This is a genomic window from Palleronia sp. LCG004 (genome assembly GCF_032931615.1).
Lineage (GTDB): Bacteria > Pseudomonadota > Alphaproteobacteria > Rhodobacterales > Rhodobacteraceae > Palleronia.
The window spans coordinates 2,552,380-2,572,690 of record NZ_CP136759.1 but is presented as its reverse complement, the minus strand read 5'-3'; the positions used below and the strand labels follow the sequence as shown (position 1 = coordinate 2,572,690).

Sequence of the window (20,311 nt, the reverse complement as noted above, 5' to 3'; positions counted from 1 at the left end):
CGCGCCCGGTGCCGTCCGCCTTCAGTCGAACGGCACGCCGTCGACGAGGCCGCCCCGGGCGTTCCAGCCCTCGTCGAGAAAGCTGAGGCTTGCCCGGAAGCCGGTGGCGATCCGACCAAGTTCACTACCAAGGCCCATGACCCGCGCGGGAACGTCGGTCGCCATGGCGATCGCCGCTTCGGGCGGCACTCCTGCCCTGTCGATCATCATGCGGACCGCTTCGTCCATGCCCAGATGTGCACCGGCCAGCGTTCCGTCGGGGCCTGTCAGGCGGCCGTCGCGCAGGGTGACGGGCGTGCCCATCAGGTCGAATTCCTCGATGGATCCGGCAAAACTGCGCATCGCGTCGGTTACGAGGAAGAGACGCCCCTTCATCATGGCCGAGGCAAGGGTCAGGTTGAGCGGGTCGACATGATGGCCGTCGGCGATGATCCCCGCGAAGAGCGTCGGGTGGGTCAGCGCGCGGACCACCATACCGGGCGCACGGCCCTGCGGCGGCGGCATCGCGTTCCAGAGGTGGGTCAGGCCCGACAATCCCTCGGACGCCGCGGCGTCGAGATCGGAAGCGGTCGCAATGCTGTGGCCTGCGAAGACGACGATCCCCGCGGCGCTCAGCCGTTCGATCGTGCCTTTCGGCTGCTCTTCGGGCGCGATGGTCAGCATGAGGGGGAACTCGACCCGCTCGAGCAGGGCCAGATCCTCTTCGCGCATGGGGCGGATCCCGGCGGCAGGATGGATGCCGGGTCTCTGCGGCGAGAGGAACGGACCCTCGAGATGCAGGCCGAGCAGCCCGGCGAGGTTCTGCGACCGCGCCGCGCGGACTGCGGCGATGGCCTGTTGCCAACCATCGCCGGGCGCGGTGATGAAGGTCGGGAGGATATGCGCAGCACCGCCCCGGCGCGCGCCTTCGGCGATGCGGGCGATCGCGTCGGGGGTAGGATCCTCGTTGAACTGGACATCCGCCGCACCGTTGATCTGCAAGTCGATGAAGCCCGGGGCCGCAATCTCGACCTTTTTGGCCTCGGCGGGCGCGGGGCCGGTCGAGACTTCGCCGATGCGCCCCTCGGCGATCTCGACCACGCAGTCGTGGCGCGGAGGTCCGCCGGTCCCGTCGTAGAGCGTGCGCGCGTGGATCAATCGGATCATAGGGGGGCCTCTCCGCCGGCAGGGTGCACCATTTCGTAATAGTCGCGCAGCTTGAGATCGCGCGCCGCGTCGGGATCGAGGATCATCGTCGCGGAGGGATGAAGCTGAAGCGCCGAGGCAGGGCAGGCGGCCGAGAGTGGCCCCTCGATCGCGGCGGCCACGGCGGGTGCCTTGCCTTCTCCGGTCGCGAGCAGAAGGCATGACCGGGCCTCGAGCACAGTCGCGATGCCCATGGTTATGCTGAAGCGCGGGGCCTCTTCGCCTTCGTCGAAGAAGCGCGCATTGGCGTCCCGCGTTTCGCGCGTCAGGGTCTTGATCCGCGTGCGCGAGCCCAGGCTCGATGTGGGCTCGTTGAAGCCGATGTGACCGTTGCTGCCGATGCCGAGAAGCTGCAGGTCGATGCCGCCGGCCTCGGAGATGGCCGCGTCGTAGGCGTCGGCCTCGGCTGCGGGATCGGCCGCCGCCCCGTCGGGCAGGCGCGCGCGATCGGGGCCGATGCCGGCCGCTTCGAAGAGGAGCCGTTCCATCGTGGCGCGATAGCTCTGCGGATGGTCGCCGGCGAGACCGACATATTCGTCGAGGTTGAACGTCGTGACGGAAGAGAGATCGAGACTCCCTTCCGCGATCCGCTCCCTGAGTATTTCGTAGACCGGCTCCATCGTGCCACCGGTCGCGAGGCCGAGAACGGCATGCGGGCGTCGGGCCACGTGTTCGCAGAGAAGATCGGCGGTGCGCCGGGCGGCGCTTGCGGCGTCGGGACAGATCAGGACCCGCATCAGATGCGTCCTCCATTGGTGTCGAAGAGAAAACAGTCGCGCCCGCAGATACCGAAGGGAACGCTGTCGCCGTGGGAGGGCAGGGCGCGGCGCGGAACCTCGGCCACGACCGCCTCGTCGCGGCTCGCCTCGGTATAGAGGTAGGCGGCCCCGCCCAGATTCTCGACGACCTCGGCATCGAGCATGATCTTTGCATCGCCGTCTTCCGGTGCCACGAAATCCTCGGGTCTGATCCCGAGCGTCACGGTACCCGGTGCCGCGATGCCGTTGCGCATCGGCACTTCGAGCCCGCTTATGCCGAGCCTCGCCACATCGACAAGGCCCGCGCCCGAAGGGGCGATCCCGGTGAGCGTGGCGGGAAGGAAGTTCATACGGGGGCTGCCGATGAACCCCGCAACGAAGATGTTGTCGGGATCGGCATAGAGTTCAGCGGGGCGACCCACCTGCTCGACCACGCCCTTGCGCAGGACGACGATCCTATCGGCCATGGTCATCGCCTCCGTCTGGTCGTGTGTCACGTAGATCATCGTGGCCGACAGACGGGAATGCAGGCGTGCGATCTCGAGCCGCATCTGCACGCGCAACTCGGCATCGAGATTGGACAGAGGCTCGTCGAAGAGGAAGAGCGCGGGATCGCGGACGATGGCGCGCCCGATCGCGACGCGCTGGCGCTGACCGCCCGACAGCTCGCGCGGGAGGCGGTCGAGAAGGTCGGTGATCTGGAGGATTCCGGCGGCGCGCTGCACGGCCCGTTCCCGCTCGGGCTTGGGCATCCTTGCCATTTCAAGGCCGAATTCCATGTTCTCGGCCACGCTCATATGCGGGTAGAGGGCATAGGTCTGGAAGACCATGGCAAGCCCGCGATCGGCGGGGTCGGCATGGGTCACGTCGCGGCCGGCGATCTCGATCCTCCCCGAACTGGGTTCTTCTAGCCCCGCGATCATGCGCAGGAGCGTGGATTTTCCACAGCCGGACGGCCCGACGAAGACGACGAACTCGCCCGATGCGATCGACAGGTCGAGTGGCGGGATCACTTCCGTCTCGCCGAATGTCTTGCTCACGCCGGTGAGCGTCACGTCACCCATCGTCGGGGTCCCCTCTCATTTCACCGCGCCTTCGGTCAGGCCCGCGACGAACCAGCGGCCGACGAAGGCGAACAGGATGACGACCGGCAGGATCGACAGGCTCGCGCCCGCGAGCAGCAACCCCCAGTCGATCTGGTATTGGCCGATGATGCCCGAGAATCCCACCGGGACCGTGCGTTTCGCATCCGACAGGATCATCACCGAGGCAAAGACGTATTCGGTCCAGGCGGTCACGAAGGCGAAGACGGCGACCGCCGCGATGCCCGGCGCGACGAGCGGGATCATGATCCGCCGCAGCACCGTGAAGGGTGGCCCGCCATCGAGCCGCGCGGCCTCTTCGATCTCGACGGGAATGCCCGCGAAAAACGAGCGGAGCAACCAGATCGCGAAGGGCAGCGCGAAGGCGACGTTGACGAGGACCAGCGCCAGGCGACTGTCGATGAGCCCGAGCTTTGCGAAGATCCCGAAAAGCGGGATCAGGATCACGATCGAGGGAAAGGCATAGGCCAGAAGGATCGCACGATAGAGCGTCTCGCGGCCACGGAATGACATGCGGAAGAAGGCGTAGGCCGACGGAATGGCGAGGATCAGCGTGATTGCTGTCGAGATCGTCGCGACCACCAGGCTGTTCAGCATGTAAACCGGATAATCCGACGCCGCGAGAAGCTTGGCGTAGTGCTGAAGGGTGAAGCTTTCGGGCACGATGGTCGGCGTGCGCGCGATGATCTCGGCGGGGACCTTGATCGAGCCCGTGAGCACGAACCAGAACGGCAGCGCCACGAGCGCGGCAAGAAGCAGCAGCACCGCCCCGAGGGCCAGGTTCCAGCGCGGCGGACGTCTCATCTCGCCTCCGGCGGGCGGGCGAGCCAGCGGGTGGCAATGACGGCGAAGCCCATCAGGAAGACCGTGGCGAGAACCGCGACGGCGGCGGCCTCGGACATGCGGTAGGACTTGAATGCGGTCTCGTAGATCAGGACCGGCAGTGTCCGTGTCCCGCCGGCGGGTCCTCCGGATGTCAGAAGCCAGATGATGTCGAAGACGTTGAAGCTCAGAAGTGTGCCGATCACCAGCAGCACGCCCAGCGTCGGTGCGAGAAGCGGCCAGGTGATCCGGGTGAACCGCTTGTAGGCCCCCGCGCCGTCAATCCGGGCCGCCTCGTAGAGATCGCCCGGAATGCGGGTCAGACCTGCCAGCATCATCAGCGCGATGAAGGGAAACCAGCGCCAGGAATTGATGAAGACCAGCGTGGCGAAGGCGGTCGTGGGCGTCGAGAAGAAACCGACCGGCGCGGAAGTGATCCCGGTTTGCATCAGCAACGGGTTCACTATTCCGCCCGAGGTGGAAAAGAGCCACCTCCAGATCATCACCACGACGACGGTCGGAACGATCCAGGTCAGGACGATCCACGTCCGGGCGATCCGCATTCCCGGAAAGGTCTGGTTGAGCGCGAGCGCCGTGAAGAGGGCGAGTGCCGTCTGCAGGAGCGCGTTCGAGACCACCCACAGAAGGCTGAGCCACGCCGAGGACCAGAAGGTCGCATCGGTCAGCACCTCGACGTAATTCGCGAGGCCCACCCAGTCACCGGCCGTTCCGACCGAGCGGACATTCTGCAGCGACAGGATCACCGCCTGAGCGAGGGGCCAGATCAGGAGCGCCGACAGGAACAGGATCGCCGGAGCGACGAAGACGACGGGCAGAATGCGCCGCGGCAGTTTCATCGCTCCGGGCTCCGCTTCGATCAGTCGGTCAGGTCCTGCATCCGCGCTTCGCCGGCCGCGACGGCCTGGGCCGGATCCTCGCCACTGACGGCGATGGATTGCAGGGTTTCGGCCAGGACGTTCTGCGCCGAGATGGCGGCGATCGCCGGAAAGACACGGCCCGAGGTGAAGCCGAAAAGCATGCCGTTGCGCGAATTCTCGATCACCGTCTCGATCTGGTCGCGATAGGTCTCGACGATGGGGTCGCTCCAGAAACTGTCGGCCTCGGCCCCGTCGGCGGTGACCGGCATGAAGAGGCCCGGCTCCATGTTGAGGAAGCGCCCGTAATTCTCGGGCTGCAGAAGCCAGCGCACGAAGGTCTTCGAGGCTTCGAGCTTTTCCTCGTCCCGGCTCAGCAGCATCACCGCGTTGGCATAGGCGATCGTGTTGTGCGTCTCTCCGTCCTTGGAGGGAATGGCGGCGACCCCGAGATCCGCAGGATCGCCCTCGGCCTGCGTGTCGTAGGTGGAGATGACCGAAAATTGCAGGATCATCGCGCAGGCTCGCGAGGCGAAACACGCCTCGGCCTCGCCCCAAGTCCAGGACGGTGCGTCGGGCGGCGAGAAGGCCAGCATGTCGTCGTAGAATGCGTAGGCGCCAACCGTCTCTGGCGTGTCGAAGCGCAGGCTGCCCTCTTCGTCGTAGATCTCGGATGCACCGCCGTTGGTCATCACGGAATAGACCGTCTGGTCCGTGTAGAGCTGCCGGTTCGCCGGCAGGCCCATCCCGTAGGTGCCGTCTGTCGTCAGTGCCTCGGCCGCCGATCGCCAGTCCTCCCAGGTTTCCGGGACGTCGATCCCGGCGTCCTCGAGGACGGAGGGCCTGTACCAGAGGTTCATGGACATGTTGTAGAGCGGCACGGCCCAGACACCGTCGTCGTAGGAATAGGCTTCGACGGCCGCATCGATGAAGTCATGCTCGGCATCGAGCTCCTCCACGAAGTCGCCGACATCGTCGAGCGCGCCCATCCCCTTCAGGATCGGCGTGAAATCTGGGATCGCGAAGAGCAGATCCGGCCCGGCCCCGGCGGCGAGCGCGGCGGGAGCCTTGGCATAGACCTCGCCCCAGTTCTGAGGCTCCTGGCGGATCTCGATGTCGGGATGGCTCTCGTTGAACTCGTCGAGCAACGTCTGCACGCGTTCGACGCGGTGGGGCGGCTGCTCCATGTGCCAGAGCGTGAGCTCGGTCTGAGCGGCTGCCCCGAGCGGGAGCGTCGCGGCAAGCGCCGCTCCGGCGAGGAGGCGGGATCTGCGGTCGGTCGTCATCGTGTCGTCCTCTCTGTCGGGGTGGGGGCTCTTCGTGGCCCTTAGATCATCTCAGATGCGGGTTGCGGTCGCGGTAGCGCGCGACGAGGCGGGCGTTGTTTTCCTTCGCGCCGTCCATGTTCGCACTGCGAAAGACGGGTGGGTCGCCGTCCCGCGCCAGCGCATCGGCGACCTCGACGACGATGGCGTTGAGGATTGCGGCACCCACGACTGTAGAGGCCGGGCCCGCGCGCAGATCGGTGCCGGGCAGGGCCGTGATTGCGTCGCCGGCCTCGATCCCGTTATCGATCACGATATCGGCGAGATCCGCGAGCCGCTCGCCGCCCTTCGCGGCGGCGGTCGAATATTCGAGCGATGTCAGTGCCACGACCGTTGCACCCGCATCGCGGCCGATCCGGGCGGCGTCGAGCGGGGCCGCGTTGACGCCACTGTTGGAGATCACCAGCAGCACGTCGCCTTTCCCTAGGCCGTACCGCCCGATGATGGGCGCGACGAGACCCCCGGTCCGTTCGAGCGCCGATCCCGAGACGGCCCCTTCGTGCAGCATCGTCGCGGCCGACAGGATCGGTACCGCGCAGGCGAGGCCGCCGGCGCGGTAAAGCACCTCCTCGGCAAGCATGTGCGAATGGCCCGTTCCGAAGACGAAAAGCTGGCGGTCGGCGCGGGCGGCTTGGGTCACGGCCTCGGCGGCGGCGCGGATCGCGGCGGCCCTGTCGCCGTGCTTCAGCGCGGCAAGGTGGCCCATCAGGCGATCGAGATAATCGTCGGCCACGCTCATTCCGCCTGCCCTCCCAGCGTCAGGTGGACCTTCATATTGAAGGCGTCGCCGCGATAGAGCGAGCGGACGAACTCGAATGGCCGCCCTTCGGCATCGCGGGTGAGACGCGTCAGTCGCAGGATCGGCGCGCCTTGGGGCAGGTCAAGCCGCATCGCCGTCTCGCCTTCGGCCGCCGCGGCTTCGAGCGTCTGCTCGGCGCTGGTGGGAGCGATGCCGAACCGTTCGCGCAGCAGCGCATAGCTCGATTGCCGCGCGAAATCAGAGCCGTCGAAGAAGCCCGGGGTCCGATCGGCGTCGATCTCGCTGATCTCGATCGCGACCGGAGCCCCTTCGACCAGCCGCACACGGGCGAGCCGATGGATCTGGCTGTCACGGCCGAGCCCCAAGGCCGCGGCCGTCGCAGGATCGGGCGCGCGAGTCGCGGCTTCGATCACGAGGGCGGCGCTTTCGCGGCCGAGCCGGGCCATGTCCTCGGAAAAACCGGTGAGCGTCGTCAGCTCCTGAGCGATCGCACCGGACCGCACGAATGTGCCGCGACCGACCTGCGCCTCGAGAAGGCCGCGCTGGGCTAGATGCTGCATCGCCTGTCGCGCGGTCATGCGGCTGATCCGCCGGTCTCGCGCCATGTCGCGTTCGGATGGAAGGCGAGTCCCGGCGGAGAGCCGTCCGGAACGTATCTCGCCCTCGATATCCTGCGCGATGGCGAGGTAGCGGGGCGTCGGGGTGTCGATGGTTCTGTCCATTGCACATATTGGTACATACCAATTTGCATCTGGCAAGCCCGAAGGCGGGGCATTTCTCGGACTCAGAGCCCGAGGAGCCGGTCGCGATGCGCCGTGTAGCTGGCACGCGCGGCGCGCCAACCTGCGATATCCGCCGATATCGGGCTGTGGTGTCGCGCGCCGAGCTTTCCGAGCCCCAGGCTCGCCGTCGCGATGTCTAGATGGGCCCCAGCCATGACTGCGGCCAGCATCGCCGCGCCGCGCGCGCCGAATTCCGACCCTTCAGGGACCGCGATCTCGCGATCCAGCACCGTAGCGATCATGTCGCACCAGAGATGGCCATTGGCACCGCCTCCGGTCAGGGTGACGGGCGCGTCGCGCGGAAGATCGAGCGTATCCGCGAGGTCGCCGATCGCGAAGGCCACGCCTTCGAGGACCGCTCTCAACATTTCGGCCCGCCCGTGGGAGGGGGCGAGGCCCGCGAACCCGGCCCTTGCGGCGGGTGCAACGCGTGGGGCGATGATGCCGCTTTCGCTGAGATAGGGGAGGTAGCTGACGCCGCGCGCGCCGACGGGGACCGCCGCCACCTCTTCCTCAAGCCTCGCAAAGCCGTCAGGGGCCGCGACGAGATCGGGGGCCAGGAGCCGCATCGCCCAGTCGAGGTTCAGCGTGCCCGCGACATTGACCATCGACCGGTACCACATGCCCCCCGGCAGCGAGAACAGCAGCCCGAGATCGGGCGGCGTGAAGATGGGTGCATCGCTCACGCGGCCGAGCATGCAGGTCGTTCCCAGCACCGCGGTAGCCGATCCCGGGGCAAGCCCCCCGGCACCGATCACCGTGGCCGGTACGTCACCGCAGCCCGTCGCGACGGGCAACCCCTTGGGAAGTCCGGTCGCGGACGCGGCTTCCGCGGTGATGGTGCCCGCCTGTGACGCACTGTCGGAGGGATCGGGGAAGAGATGCGCAAGATGAGACAGGCCGAAGAGATCGCGCATGTCGGCGCTTGCGGACTGGCTCCGCGCATCGCCGGGCGCGACGGCGGCTTCGGTCCGGTCGATGGCGATTTGCCCGGTCAGGCGTGCCCTCAGAAAGTCCTTGTAGGACACGGCGGCATGGGTGCGGGCGACGATCGCTGGCTCCTCCCGGTCGAGCATCGCGAGAAGCGGCAGGGTGCAGCCCTGTTGCAGGACAGACCCCGATGTGGCGAAGATCTCCGACATGAAACGGGGCCGATCGTTGGCCATCCGGTCGAGCAGCGCCTGGCTGCGGCTGTCCTCCCAATTGATGCCCGGCCGAAGTGGTGTGCCTTCGGCATCGAGCAGCCACAGGCCCACCATCGCCGCGCTGATCCCGAGCCCGAGGATCCGGTCGCGCGGAACGCCGCTTCGCTCGACCGCTTCTCGCAGGACGGCACAGGTCGCACGCCAGCAGAGGTCCGGATCGGCTTCCACCCGGCCTCCGGCGGAGCGGTCCAGAGGCGTGCGTCGGGCGCTGAGCGAAACCATGCGTCCATCGGTGTCGAAGCATGCCGCCTTGACGATCGACGATCCCGCATCGAGTCCGAGGACGTAGTTCATGGAGCGATCCTTTCGGTCGTTTTCCCGTTCCCGTGCTCGACGTGGCCCGGTGGGTCGGAGAGGGTCAAGTCTCGCGCATCGAATCCCGCTCATGGACGGAAGAGACGCAGCAGCCCCAGACCGGCATCGGTGAGATCGGCAAGACGTGCGAGCACGTGTTCGGGCGCAAGACCGGAAGAGCGGCCCTCAACATCCGCGATGCGCGCGAGGAGCCGTTCGAGCCTGCGTCGGTGGATGCCGAGCCACGCCTGGACCGGATCGGCCAGGATCCCCGCGAAGGTTGTCACGACCGACGCAGCCATGGCGAGGCCCAACGCCGTCACCAAAACGATCCAGCCGGGCTGCGTGACGGGAAAGACGCCGTACCAGACTTCGCCGATCCGTGTGCCCAGCGGAAAATTCGCGACCGCGGAGGCATGCACGACATAGCCCGACACGTTCGGAGCGAGCGAAGCCACGCCCGGCGTCGCCACGCCGAAGAGTGCGGCTCCGGTTGCGAGAACGACGAGCGAGGTCGTGATCTCGGCCACGGCGGAGCGGATCGCGGTGTAATCCGCGATGAGCTGCCGGCTATGGGGACCGAGTTTGACGCCGCCCAGAAGGTCTGCTTCGATCCGCTCGCCGACCGCGCGCGAGACCGAGGTCGTGAAGAGGATCCGCCGCGCCCCGAGCCAGCGTGCTCCGCGACGCAGGCCGATCAGGCGCAAGAGTCCCGCCATGAGGAGCGTGAGGAGGAAAATCGGGGCCAGCGCCACATTCGCGGGCGCGCGCAACAGATCCCAGCCGAGCGCGGCCCCGTGCAGTCTCAGCGTGCCTGCGAGGCGAAAATTGCGGGCCACGAAGGCATCGATCCTTCGGCGCAGAATCGCTCGGGTCTCATGCATTTCGGCCATGATGACGGGTCGGGTTCCGGATCAGCGTCGCGTCACGCCCATGCTAGCATATCGCATCCGCGCGTGGGGCTAATCGCAGGGGATGCGCGATACCTCGCCATGGCGGCGATCCAGGCAGGTCTTCAGACCGTGCTCCAGGCGACGCAACCTGCCGAGACGCCCGCTCCCCCTACGAGTAGTGCGCCGTTGCGATAGAACGACCAACGGTTCGTGGGCGCGACGTCCACGACCACGACACCCATCTCGCCGTCGGTCCAGACGAGGCGCGCATCGGCTGCCTCGAGTGCCGCAAATGTCTCGGCCGCGGATTGGCCCGGGCGGAAGACGATCGTGGTGTAGGGAATGTCGTCCGGGGGCTGCGCGGCCCAGAAGCCTGCGCCGACCGCGAGGCATGTCAGCGTGGCGAGCCCTGCACGCTGGCTTCCGCCACCCGGTCCGCCCCGTCGGTTCAACACCCATCCGAGACAGAGCGGGCCGAGCCCGAAGATCACGACCCATCCGAGATCCCACAGGATCGGCATGGACGCATCCACCTTGATCCGGTGGATCCCCAGGATCCAGTGCGACAGGACCGCATCGATGACGTGCCAGATCCCCGATCCCATCAGTATCGCGCCGTACAGCGCCGGGCCATGGATGGTGGCCCCTCTGCGATGGGCCCTCCAAAGCCCGAAAAGCCCGGCCGCGACGATCACGTACATGAGTGCGTGGAAATATCCGTCCCAGAGGACCTGGGCGCGCAGATCGTCCACGCCCGGCACGAGGCTCAGCAAATGGTGCCATTGCAAAATCTGGTGCAGCAGGATCCCGTCGAAGAAACCGCCGAGGCCGAAGCCGAGGACGAGGCCGTAGCGTGTCCAGCGCGACATGTTCATGCCTCTCCTTCTCTCCTGCCGTTCGATGCGTCAGCACGATCGCTTCCCGCTCGGGACGGGCTCGAGCAGTCCGCAGACCAACATCTTGCAGGAGGCGGGACGCGAAAGGCAAGAGGTGGATCCGCAGACGGGGCCGCCCTGCCAGTACGACCGGTCCGGACGATGAAACCGCGCATTGCGCGATCGTGATCCGCAGTCGGACGACGTTTTCGCAAGGGCGGGCTAGGTGCAGGGTTCAAAGGCGATGGCGGGCAGGATGGCGACGCGACGGCAACTACTTTTCCTCGGGGCGGGTGTGGCGCTATGGGCTGGCGGAACGCGCATCGTGCCGCGGATCTTCGAGCGGTTTGCAGGTTTCGAATTCATCGCGCTCGACCGGCCGGAGGGGTTCCGTGCGCTCGCCTCGGGAAACGGCGCAGTATCGTCGGGGCAAGCCGTCGATTTCATGGTCGGGCTCGAGCCGGTCGATCCGCTGCCGACCGGATTGATGGATCGTGTGGAGGAGCATCCACAGACGTTCCTCTTCGACGCGTCGGGGCGGATCGGGGCGACGCCCGTTGCGTATTTCTTCGACTATTACTGTCCTTATTGCCGCGTGTTGTCCGGTCATCTCTCGGATCTCGTCGGCAATTCTGAGATTGCCCTGACCCGGCATCATCTACCGATCTTCGGAGAGGCATCGAACCTCGCCTCGCGCGCGGCAATCGGTGCAGAGTTGCTGGGCGAGGGCGAGGCGCTGCATCGCCGGCTCGTTCAGACGCCGGTACGGGTCACGCCATCCTACCTCGAAGAGGTTGCGGAAGATCTCGGGCTCGCCTGGCCCGAACTCTGGCGGACCATGCAGTCGCCTGAAGTCACTGCCCGGCTCGACCGGTCTCGGGCGCTCTCCCGGCTTTTCGCATTCGTCGGCACTCCCGCGCTCGTGGTCGGTCGCACTTTGGTGCAGGGTGAGATTCCCAAGCGCCGGCTGAGCGCGCTCGTGGAACTCGAACGGGAGAGGCGGCCGCCGGGGTCCTGAGCCCCGATCCACCTTGTCCGGTCCAGGCCGTGATATTCGGGGGCTGTCGCGTCGTCTGCGCCACGTTAGGATCGAAAGTCATTGTCGCAGACCGAAGGGGGATCGCGTGACCATCGACGCACATCAGCATTTCTGGCGCGTTTCGCGTGGGGATTATTTCTGGATGGACGAGGGGACGGCACCGATCCAGCGCGATCTTCTGCCCGGCGATCTTGCGCCCCTTGCGCGAGCAGGTGGCATCAATGGCAGCGTACTGGTGCAGGCGGCCCCGACGATCGACGAGACGCTGTTCCTGAAGGATATTGCCGAGACCGAACCGTTCGTCCGCGCAGTCGTGGGATGGATCGACCTCGAAGGCGATGTCGATGTACAGCTCGAACGGATCGCGCATCCGAAACTGCGCGGTCTTCGTCCCATGCTGCAGGATATCGAGCAAACCGACTGGATCGCGCGCCCTGACGTCCGCAATGGGCTGAGGAAGGTCGCCGATGCCGGGCTGCGCCTTGACGCGCTGATCACGCCTCGGCACCTTTCCACGATCAATGCGCTCGCCGCAGAGATGCCCGAGCTGCCGATCGTGATCGACCATTGTGCGAAACCGCAATTCGACGGGAGCGATCCCGGCGACACGTGGAGACGTGGGATTGCGATGCTCGCGGGTCATCCACAAGTGACGTGCAAGCTTTCGGGGCTCGCGAACGAATACGGTATGGGCTGGTCGGCCGAGGGACTGCGGCCGGTCTTCGATCACGTGATGGAAACGTTCGGACCTTCGAGGACGATGTGGGGCAGCGACTGGCCCGTTCTGGAGCTCGCCGGCGATTATGCCGGGTGGCTCGATACCGCGCGGAGGCTCGCCGAGGACCTGAGCGAGGGGGAGCGCGGCGATCTCTTCGGCGGTACGGCGACCCGGTTCTACGATCTCTGAGGCTGTATGACGGGACTGGCGAGGCACGCCCGGGCCGCTCAACCCACCGCCGCGATAAGCGCGGCACCACGCGCGCCCGAGCTGTCCCCGTGGCGCGCGATCGCGATAGACGGCATGGCGGCATCTCCGAGACGCCGGGTGGCGAGCGCAGCACTCAGCCTGTTCTCCACGCCGGGAATGTTAGAAAGCCCGCCACCCAGCACCACGATGTCCGGGGCGACGGCAAGCTGGAGGATGGAAAGGCATTCGCCCGTCAGATCGGCCCAGATCTCCAGGGTTCCGGCCATGTCCGGATCGGCTACGATTTCCTCCGCAGTCCGATGATGGCCGGTTCGGATCTCGGCGAGGTTCGACAGACCCGTGCCGGAAATGTAGGTTTCGAGGCAGCCATCGGCCCCGCATCCGCAGGGTTGGAGCGGCAGATCGTGCCGCGCAAGGGACCGGGCAGGGGCACCGATATGGCCGATCTCGACGCCCAGTGCCCCGAGCCGATGCGGTAGCGATCCGTCGAGGCAATGCCGCAGCCCATTCCCGTTCCGAGGATCAGCCCGAGCACGGAGCGATGACCGGTTCCCGCACCGCCATGCGCCTCCGAATAGGCGAAGGCCATCGCGTCATTGACGATCGGGACGACCCGACCGAGACGCGCGCCGATATCGCCGGCCATCATGTGACCGGTCGCGGGAATGTTGGAGGCGAAGTACGACCCGTTTCAGGATCGACGATCCCCGGGGCGGCGATGCCGACCGGTAGATCGGCATGCCCCGACATCCCGACGAGCCAGTCGATCTGTGCCATGATGCCGTCGAGCATGTCCCGGTAGCTCGTTCTCGGCGTGGGAATGCGGCGCATCTCTGTCGTCTCCGGCGGACGGCCCCGCAAAGAGCCGCGCCTCGATCTTGGTCCCTCCCAGATCGATCCCGCCGCAGATCACGAGCGAAATTCCGCGCTTGCGAATGTCGGGCTGCAGATTGCGCGACGCTTGAACCGGGGATGATTGGCGTTCCGCTTGTATCGGAACCCTAGGCATTTTTCCGGCATGTACGTCACTTCCTCAGCCTTGCGCATGTCGTCGTTTTATCGACACGCTCACGCCCGTCCAGAGCCGCCCCGAGCGGGGCTCCGAAGCGCCGGGTCGGAATGGGGTCCTCGATCGTCCCTGTTTTGTCGACTGGAATCGCCGAGAGCATCTGGGACCGGGCGGAAACCTCTTGTAAGGACCGTCGCGAGTCACGGAACCGAAGCGGGGACAGATCAATGAGCGCCACGATCATCGACGGAAAGGCCTTTGCGGCCGAGCTCAGAGGCAAGGCAGCCAAGGCCGTGGACCGGATCCGGGCCGAGACGGGAGATGTGCCGGGGCTGGCCGTGGTCCTAGTGGGGGAGGACCCCGCCTCCGATATCTACGTGCGGTCCAAGAACAAGATGACGACGGAATGCGGCATGCGGTCCTTTGTGCATCGCCTCGATGCGGACGTGCCCGAAGCGCAGCTTCTGGAACTGGTCGAGACGCTCAATGCGGATTCGGCGGTGAACGGTATTCTGGTTCAGCTGCCGCTACCGGATCACGTCGACGCCAACCTCGTGCTTGCCAGCATCGATCCGGCGAAAGATGTCGACGGCTTTCACGTGTCGAATGTGGGGCTGCTCGGAACGGGCCAGCCCGCAATGGTGCCGTGCACTCCGCTTGGTTGCCTTATGCTCCTCAAGTCGCAGCTCGGCGATCTGACCGGCATGAACGCCGTGGTGCTCGGGCGGTCCAACATCGTGGGCAAGCCGATGGCGCAACTGCTGCTGGGCGAATCCTGCACCGTGACGATCGCGCATTCACGGACGCGTGATCTGGCCGAGGTCACGCGTCGCGCCGATATCCTCGTGACGGCGGTGGGGCGTCCGGAAATGGTGACGGGCGACGATCTGAAGGTGGGTGCTACCGTCATCGATGTCGGCATCAACCGGGTGGAACGGGACGGCAAGAAACGTCTCGTCGGCGATTGCCATTTCGCATCCTGCGTCGAGGTTGCGGGTGCGATCACGCCCGTCCCTGGTGGCGTCGGCCCGATGACCATCGCCTGCCTGCTGAAGAACACGATCACGGCGTTTTGCCGGGCACGTGGATTGGACGAACCCGAGGAGCTGACCCTCTGATTTCCTAATCGGGAGACCAGGCGCGCTGGACCGGCAGGTGCAGTCGCATCCGCTGACCGATACGCAACGTGCCTGGACGCTCTACCCAGGCAGTGACACCGCGAAGTCCCTCGGCGGCGGCCTTGAAACGCTTTCCGGCCGCGCCGCGTTCTTCCTCGATCTTCAAGGCGGGCAGCTGACAGGGAAGGTTCTGCATGTCGATGACGAGGGTCACGCCGTCTGGCCCCTGAAGCCGGGCCGAGGGCGGTACATGGCTGAAATCGGGGATACCCTCGATGACGATGGACGCACCGAGCCATGCCGGATCGAGCGCATCGAGACCGATGCGTTCGGCAATCACGGCAAGCTCTTCCTTCGAGACGATGCTGATCTGCCGGACATTGGCGATTTCGGTGCCTTTGGGATGCTGCTTGATCACGCGGCTGCAGGATGGCCGCGTTACGTCCGCGTGGAACTCTCCCTCCATCCCACCGAAATTCAGTGGCATCACGTCGATCGCTGCCCCGTCGACAGCTCGCCGGTCGCGATGCGGAACCCGTCCGAGCCACGTCACGCTGCCCTGATGATCGGTGGGTTCGAGTGCCTGCATCGGATCCTCGCTGGTGGGGTTGTCAAAGCGTGCCACGGAGAGGTGAGGATCGCCAGTGGGTCCGCTTTGGAAAGAAAAAGGCCGTGTCAGTGACACGGCCTTTTGAAAAGATCAGGTCGGTTCGGGTTCGAGCCCGCCATCCGGCTTGGGCTTGGGCTTGGTCTTCGGGATCGACGTGATCGACGGAGTGTTGCCCTGATCGGGTCGGTCATCGTCATCGCCGCGCTTCAGAGGCTCGCCGTTCACGACGCGCATGATCTCGCTTCCGGTCAACGTCTCATATTCGAGAAGACCTTGTGCCAAACGTTCGAGCTCGTCCCCGTGTTCGGTCAGGATGCGTTTTGCAGTGTCGTATCCGGTGTCGATGATTTCCTTGACCTTGTCGTCGATGACCTTCTGCGTCGCGGCCGAATGGCTGGTGCCGCCGCCGTAGCCGCCGAGATAGCTTTGCTGTTCGTTGGCGTAATCGACATAGCCGAGTTCTTCGGCGAACCCGAACTGAGTGACCATGGCCCGCGCAATCTTGGACACCTGCTGGATGTCCGAGGCCGCACCGGAGGTCACGTTCTCCTTGCCGAAGATCAACTCTTCGGCGACGCGGCCACCCATCGCCATGGCGATCTTGGAGGTGTATTTCGTCCAGCTGACGGACAGCTGATCACGCTCCGGCAGCGACAGGACAAGTCCGAGCGCACGTCCGCGCGGAATGATCGTGGCCTTGTGGATGGGGTCATGCTGCGGCACGTGCAGGCCGACAATCGCATGTCCGGCCTCGTGATAGGCGGTCAGACGCTTTTCGTCTTCGGTCATAACCATCGAGCGACGCTCGCTGCCCATCATGACCTTGTCCTTGGCGTTCTCGAAATCCTCCATCGTGACGAAGCGCCGTCCGACACGCGCTGCCATGAGCGCAGATTCGTTCACGAGGTTGGCGAGGTCTGCACCCGAGAACCCGGGTGTGCCGCGCGCGATGATGCGCAGGTCGACATTGGGGCCCAGCGGCACCTTGCGGGCATGCACGCCGAGGATCTTCTCGCGGCCCTTGATATCGGGGTTCGGCACTTGAACCTGCCGGTCGAAGCGGCCTGGCCGCAGTAGGGCGGGGTCGAGCACGTCGGGGCGGTTGGTCGCCGCGACGATGATGATGCCCTCGTTGGCCTCGAAGCCGTCCATTTCGACAAGCAGCTGGTTGAGCGTCTGTTCACGCTCGTCGTTGCCGCCGCCATAGCCAGCACCGCGCGACCGACCGACCGCGTCGATCTCGTCGATGAAGACGATGCAGGGCGCGTTCTTCTTCGCCTGCTCGAACATGTCGCGCACACGGCTTGCACCGACACCCACGAACATCTCGACGAAGTCGGAGCCGGAAATTGTGAAGAAAGGAACGCCGGCTTCACCCGCAACGGCACGTGCGAGTAGCGTCTTACCCGTACCCGGAGGTCCGACAAGCAGCGCACCCTTGGGGATCTTGCCGCCCAGACGCGAGAATTTCTGCGGATTGCGCAGGAATTCGACAATCTCCTCGAGGTCGTCCTTGGCCTCGTCGATGCCGGCCACGTCGTCGAAGGTCACACGGCCGTGCTTTTCGGTTAGCAGTTTGGCCTTGGACTTGCCGAAGCCCATCGCGCCGCCTTTGCCGCCCCCCTGCATCCGGTTCATGAAGTAGATCCAAACGCCGATCAGCAGAAGGAACGGAAGGAACGTCATGAGGATCGTCGTGAATCCCGACTGCTCCTGCGGTTCGGCATTCACGGTCACGTCGTTGGCGAGCAGACGCTCGGTCAGCTGATCGCCGCTATCGGGCCTGATGGTGGTGTAGTCCTGGCCGTCGGCCCCGCGAAAGCGAACGTTCTCGCCATCGAGCGTCACCGCCGACACGTCACCCGAATCAACCCTCTGGACGAAATCCGAATAGCTAATCTGCCGTGAGTTGAGTGACCCCGATCCGCCGGAGAAGAGGTTGAAGAGCGCCAGGACCAGGAAGAACAGGACCAGCCAAAATGCGATATTGCGCGCGTTTCCCAAGAATATCTCCCTAATCCCGGATCGATACCGGAGTTTCCGGCTGCGAATGACAGATAGGTATCAGCCCAAAGCGTTCAATGCGAGGAGAGGCTTCGTGGAAAATCGTCGCGGCCGTCCGACAGCCTCACGGTCCACCCCCTCCCGAACCCCGCAAGCGGAGCGGACAGAAGCATATCATTTTGCCAGAGCGATGGCGAGGCCAGAAGCGACCGGCGCGGCGGCCCCGCAGCACGCCAATCGTCTACTTGCGCCAGCCCGTCTTCGCCCAGGGCGCGGATCCGCGACCCCGGCACGATGGGGCCATCGATCCTCCAGCGTCCGTCCCAGATTTCATTCTGTTCGGACGCGACATCGCGAACAGCCTGCCATTCCCGGGTGAGTCTCATGTCGTCGCCGAGTGGTATCGCGATGCAGCCGCCAAGCGTAGCGATCGTTCCCTCCGAAAGATGCTTGGTAAAGACAGAAAGCGCCTCGCGACGTGGAGGATAGGCCCCGCCGCCGATCCACTGGATCGCACCGCGCAGGATACGTCGCAATGTCTCTGGTCCGATTGTCCGAAGCGACTCGCGAGAAACGATCAGATCGCCATGATCCTGCTGGACGATCTCGCGCGCACCGGCGATGGCGACCGCCTGCAATTCGTTCCGGGCAAGGGCCAGATTGGCCGATACGTCCGCCAGTTCATCCGCTCCGATACCCAGTTGCGACAGCGCAGCGAGCGCATGGCGCGCGCGGACGCGATCGAAGCGCGGGTCGTCGTTGCTCGGATCGTCGTGCCAGTCATAACCCTGTCTTTCGAGAAACTCCCTGAGCTTGGCTCGGGGCTGATCGAGAAGGGGGCGATGGAATGCGATACCATCGACCTCGAACCGCCGTTCCATCGTCGAGAGCCCGTCGATACCGGCCCGCCGTCCGAGCCGCATGAGAAAGGTCTCTGCCTGATCGTCCCGGGTATGTCCGAGAAGGACATGGGAAATGCCACGGCGTTGCGCCCAAGCCGCGATGAGGCGATAGCGTGCTTCTCGTGCACGGGCCTGTAGGTTGCCGGGAAGATCGTTCTCGACCCAGGTCAAGATGTCGTGATCGCAGCCGAGCCTTGCGCTTACCTCGCCCACGAATCGCGCCTCGGCCCGAGATTCGGGGCGAAGCCCGTGATCCACCGTTGCGACGGCAAATCGTCGATGTGCGGTACACGCCAAGTGGAGAAGCGCCATCGAATCGCCGCCACCCGACACTGCAAGGCCGATCCGACCGGGTGGCAGAATCGACAGAGTGCCGTGGACGGCGTCTGAAAGCGGGTCCTCAGGATCCGTGCCGCCCGGGGGCGTCACGAACAGCCGAGGCCCGCCCATGCCGCCTGCGCTTCGACCGATGCATCGCTCTGGGGATAGCGGGTCGTGACTTCGCCGAGCGTCGCGCAGGAATCCGCCCGTTGGTCGAGGACGTCGAGCTTCAGTCCGAGGTTGAGCAATGCCTGCGGCGCAAGGGGACCCTGCGGTGCCCCGCTGAAAGCCTCCAGATAGGCGCGCGCCGATTCAGCGTTGTCGCCGAGCTGCGAAAGGGCCTCGGCACGAAGGTAATGCGCTTCGGTTGTCAGCGGACCGCTTGTGTAGGTCTCGGCAAAGGTCTCGAAGAGGTCAGCGGCGCTGCGAAAGCTACCGGAGTCGAGCGCCTCCTTCGCGCGATCGAAATCCTGCTGCTCACCAACGGCCAGTTGCGCTCCACCGCCCTGATTGGGAGGGGGCGACGGACGTGCGACGGGCGTCGAACCGGATTCTCCGCCCAGGGTCGGGGTCTCGCCCAATCCGCCGATATCGCAATTGGGCTCGAGTTCGCAGATCCGGAATTCCAGATCGCCGACGCGGTTGGTCCCGTCGGTCACGACCCGGTTGATCCGGAATTCGAGCTCTTCCGTTTCGCCCGTCAGCCGGCGCAGTTCTGCCTCCATCGCGTCGATGCGCCCGAGGGCCGACGTCCCCGCCAGGTTCATCTGCGACGACCCCGTGCCGTCCAGCTCGTCGCGCAAGGATTGCACCTGGGAGAAAAGCTCGGAGAGGTCCTGCCGGATATCGGCGAGTGTTCCACCTTCCTGTGCTTGGGCGAATCCCGGAAGAAGCAGAGTCAGGCAGAGAATTGCGCGCCGCATCGGATCAGCTCAACGGTGCGCCGGCCGCGATCACGGTGACCGCGCGGCGGTTCTGGGCATAGCACGATTCGGTCGAGCAGACCTCGATCGGGCGTTCCTTGCCGTAGGTGACCGTCTGCAACCGCGAGGACGAGACGCCTTGGCTTACGAGGAAGTCGCGCGCCGAGGAGGCGCGACGCTCGCCCAGAGCGAGGTTGTATTCGCGAGTCCCCTGTTCGTCGGCATGACCCTCGATGATCGCGGTATAGCCGGGGTTGGCGTTGAGCCAGTTCGCCTGACCGACGAGCGTGCTCCGCGCTTCGGGCGAGATGGTCGACTGATCGACGGCAAAGAGCACGCGATCGCCGACCGTCTGGTTGAAATACTGTGGCGAGCTGGGGTCGAGCGGCCCCGATGTGACGTTGCCTGATCCGAAGCCCGGATTGTTCGGATCGTAGAGCCCGGCCGCGTCGCCCGGTCCGCCGGGTCCGAACCTGTCGGGGCTGGAACAGGCCGCGAGGCCCAGGATCGCCGTCAGGGCGACGGCTGCGAAATTGACTTTCATGTGCTCGGTTCCTCAGCTTGCCTCCGGTCGGGGACC

The 20,311-nt window shown here is 65.6% G+C and carries 21 protein-coding genes and 1 pseudogene; 3 read left to right on the top strand and 19 right to left on the bottom strand.

Features of this window, described 5'->3' with window-relative positions; all coding sequences use genetic code 11:
* Positions 1–21: 21 nt before the first annotated feature.
* The 11 genes from nagA to RVY76_RS12545 form a co-directional block, all read right to left on the bottom strand.
* Complete coding sequence (gene nagA, locus RVY76_RS12595; protein WP_317374434.1) at positions 22–1,146, bottom strand: N-acetylglucosamine-6-phosphate deacetylase; 1,125 nt, start codon at positions 1,144–1,146, stop codon at positions 22–24.
* Positions 1,143–1,922, bottom strand: a complete 780-nt coding sequence (gene nagB, locus RVY76_RS12590) for a glucosamine-6-phosphate deaminase (RefSeq protein WP_317374432.1) — start codon at positions 1,920–1,922, stop codon at positions 1,143–1,145. Before nagB ends, nagA begins: the two co-directional genes overlap by 4 nt.
* The gene (locus RVY76_RS12585; protein WP_317374431.1) at positions 1,922–3,007 is read right to left on the bottom strand and encodes a sn-glycerol-3-phosphate ABC transporter ATP-binding protein UgpC; all 1,086 of its coding nucleotides are present in this window, start codon (positions 3,005–3,007) and stop codon (positions 1,922–1,924) included. Before RVY76_RS12585 ends, nagB begins: the two co-directional genes overlap by 1 nt.
* A gap of 15 nt (positions 3,008–3,022) precedes the next feature.
* On the bottom strand, positions 3,023–3,850 hold the full coding sequence (locus tag RVY76_RS12580) for a carbohydrate ABC transporter permease (RefSeq protein WP_317374430.1): 828 nt from the start codon (positions 3,848–3,850) through the stop codon (positions 3,023–3,025).
* Positions 3,847–4,725, bottom strand: coding sequence for a sugar ABC transporter permease (locus RVY76_RS12575; protein ID WP_317374429.1), 879 nt, complete (start codon positions 4,723–4,725; stop codon positions 3,847–3,849). Before RVY76_RS12575 ends, RVY76_RS12580 begins: the two co-directional genes overlap by 4 nt.
* A gap of 20 nt (positions 4,726–4,745) precedes the next feature.
* Positions 4,746–6,029, bottom strand: a complete 1,284-nt coding sequence (locus RVY76_RS12570; protein WP_317374428.1) for an ABC transporter substrate-binding protein — start codon at positions 6,027–6,029, stop codon at positions 4,746–4,748.
* A 46-nt stretch (positions 6,030–6,075) separates the two neighbouring features.
* A complete protein-coding gene (locus RVY76_RS12565) occupies positions 6,076–6,807 on the bottom strand; it encodes an SIS domain-containing protein (RefSeq protein WP_317374427.1) in 732 nt (243 codons plus the stop codon).
* A complete protein-coding gene (locus RVY76_RS12560) occupies positions 6,804–7,550 on the bottom strand; it encodes a GntR family transcriptional regulator (RefSeq protein ID WP_317374425.1) in 747 nt (248 codons plus the stop codon). Before RVY76_RS12560 ends, RVY76_RS12565 begins: the two co-directional genes overlap by 4 nt.
* A gap of 62 nt (positions 7,551–7,612) precedes the next feature.
* Positions 7,613–9,109: an FGGY-family carbohydrate kinase gene (locus RVY76_RS12555; RefSeq protein WP_317374424.1), complete on the bottom strand. Its 1,497-nt coding sequence runs from the start codon at positions 9,107–9,109 to the stop codon at positions 7,613–7,615.
* An 89-nt stretch (positions 9,110–9,198) separates the two neighbouring features.
* Positions 9,199–9,993 (bottom strand): DUF6635 family protein, encoded by a 795-nt coding sequence (locus tag RVY76_RS12550; RefSeq protein ID WP_317376767.1) that lies wholly within the window; start codon positions 9,991–9,993, stop codon positions 9,199–9,201.
* A gap of 131 nt (positions 9,994–10,124) precedes the next feature.
* A complete protein-coding gene (locus RVY76_RS12545; RefSeq protein WP_317374423.1) occupies positions 10,125–10,871 on the bottom strand; it encodes a DUF2243 domain-containing protein in 747 nt (248 codons plus the stop codon).
* 232 nt (positions 10,872–11,103) lie between these two features.
* Here RVY76_RS12545 and RVY76_RS12540 point away from each other — a divergent pair, with 232 nt between their 5' ends.
* Positions 11,104–11,895: a DsbA family protein gene (locus tag RVY76_RS12540; protein WP_317374421.1), complete on the top strand. Its 792-nt coding sequence runs from the start codon at positions 11,104–11,106 to the stop codon at positions 11,893–11,895.
* Between the two features lie 106 nt (positions 11,896–12,001).
* On the top strand, positions 12,002–12,823 hold the full coding sequence (locus RVY76_RS12535) for an amidohydrolase family protein (protein WP_317374420.1): 822 nt from the start codon (positions 12,002–12,004) through the stop codon (positions 12,821–12,823).
* 38 nt (positions 12,824–12,861) lie between these two features.
* On the opposite strand, the gene RVY76_RS12530 is transcribed toward RVY76_RS12535, so the two are convergent.
* The 3 genes and pseudogenes from RVY76_RS12530 to RVY76_RS12520 all read right to left on the bottom strand — a co-directional run bounded on the left by RVY76_RS12530 (position 12,862) and on the right by RVY76_RS12520 (position 13,636).
* The gene (locus tag RVY76_RS12530; protein ID WP_317376766.1) at positions 12,862–13,245 is read right to left on the bottom strand and encodes an ROK family protein; all 384 of its coding nucleotides are present in this window, start codon (positions 13,243–13,245) and stop codon (positions 12,862–12,864) included.
* Between the two features lie 119 nt (positions 13,246–13,364).
* Positions 13,365–13,490: pseudogene (locus RVY76_RS12525) on the bottom strand (hypothetical protein); the annotation flags it as partial.
* The gene (locus tag RVY76_RS12520) at positions 13,490–13,636 is read right to left on the bottom strand and encodes a hypothetical protein (protein ID WP_317374418.1); all 147 of its coding nucleotides are present in this window, start codon (positions 13,634–13,636) and stop codon (positions 13,490–13,492) included. The gene RVY76_RS12520 and the pseudogene RVY76_RS12525, both read right to left, overlap by 1 nt.
* 444 nt (positions 13,637–14,080) lie before the next feature.
* Here RVY76_RS12520 and folD point away from each other — a divergent pair, with 444 nt between their 5' ends.
* On the top strand, positions 14,081–14,971 hold the full coding sequence (gene folD, locus RVY76_RS12515; RefSeq protein ID WP_317374416.1) for a bifunctional methylenetetrahydrofolate dehydrogenase/methenyltetrahydrofolate cyclohydrolase FolD: 891 nt from the start codon (positions 14,081–14,083) through the stop codon (positions 14,969–14,971).
* A 4-nt stretch (positions 14,972–14,975) separates the two neighbouring features.
* On the opposite strand, the gene RVY76_RS12510 is transcribed toward folD, so the two are convergent.
* The 5 genes from RVY76_RS12510 to pal all read right to left on the bottom strand — a co-directional run bounded on the left by RVY76_RS12510 (position 14,976) and on the right by pal (position 20,275).
* Positions 14,976–15,560 (bottom strand): MOSC domain-containing protein, encoded by a 585-nt coding sequence (locus RVY76_RS12510; RefSeq protein WP_317374414.1) that lies wholly within the window; start codon positions 15,558–15,560, stop codon positions 14,976–14,978.
* Positions 15,561–15,671: 111 nt separating this feature from the next.
* On the bottom strand, positions 15,672–17,585 hold the full coding sequence (ftsH, locus tag RVY76_RS12505) for an ATP-dependent zinc metalloprotease FtsH (protein ID WP_317374413.1): 1,914 nt from the start codon (positions 17,583–17,585) through the stop codon (positions 15,672–15,674).
* Between the two features lie 74 nt (positions 17,586–17,659).
* Entirely contained in the window at positions 17,660–18,832 is a 1,173-nt protein-coding gene (gene tilS, locus RVY76_RS12500) for a tRNA lysidine(34) synthetase TilS (protein WP_317376765.1), read from the bottom strand.
* 80 nt (positions 18,833–18,912) lie between these two features.
* Positions 18,913–19,731, bottom strand: coding sequence for a tol-pal system protein YbgF (ybgF, locus tag RVY76_RS12495; protein ID WP_317374412.1), 819 nt, complete (start codon positions 19,729–19,731; stop codon positions 18,913–18,915).
* A 4-nt stretch (positions 19,732–19,735) separates the two neighbouring features.
* Complete coding sequence (gene pal / locus RVY76_RS12490) at positions 19,736–20,275, bottom strand: peptidoglycan-associated lipoprotein Pal (protein WP_317374411.1); 540 nt, start codon at positions 20,273–20,275, stop codon at positions 19,736–19,738.
* Positions 20,276–20,311: the final 36 nt, after the last annotated feature.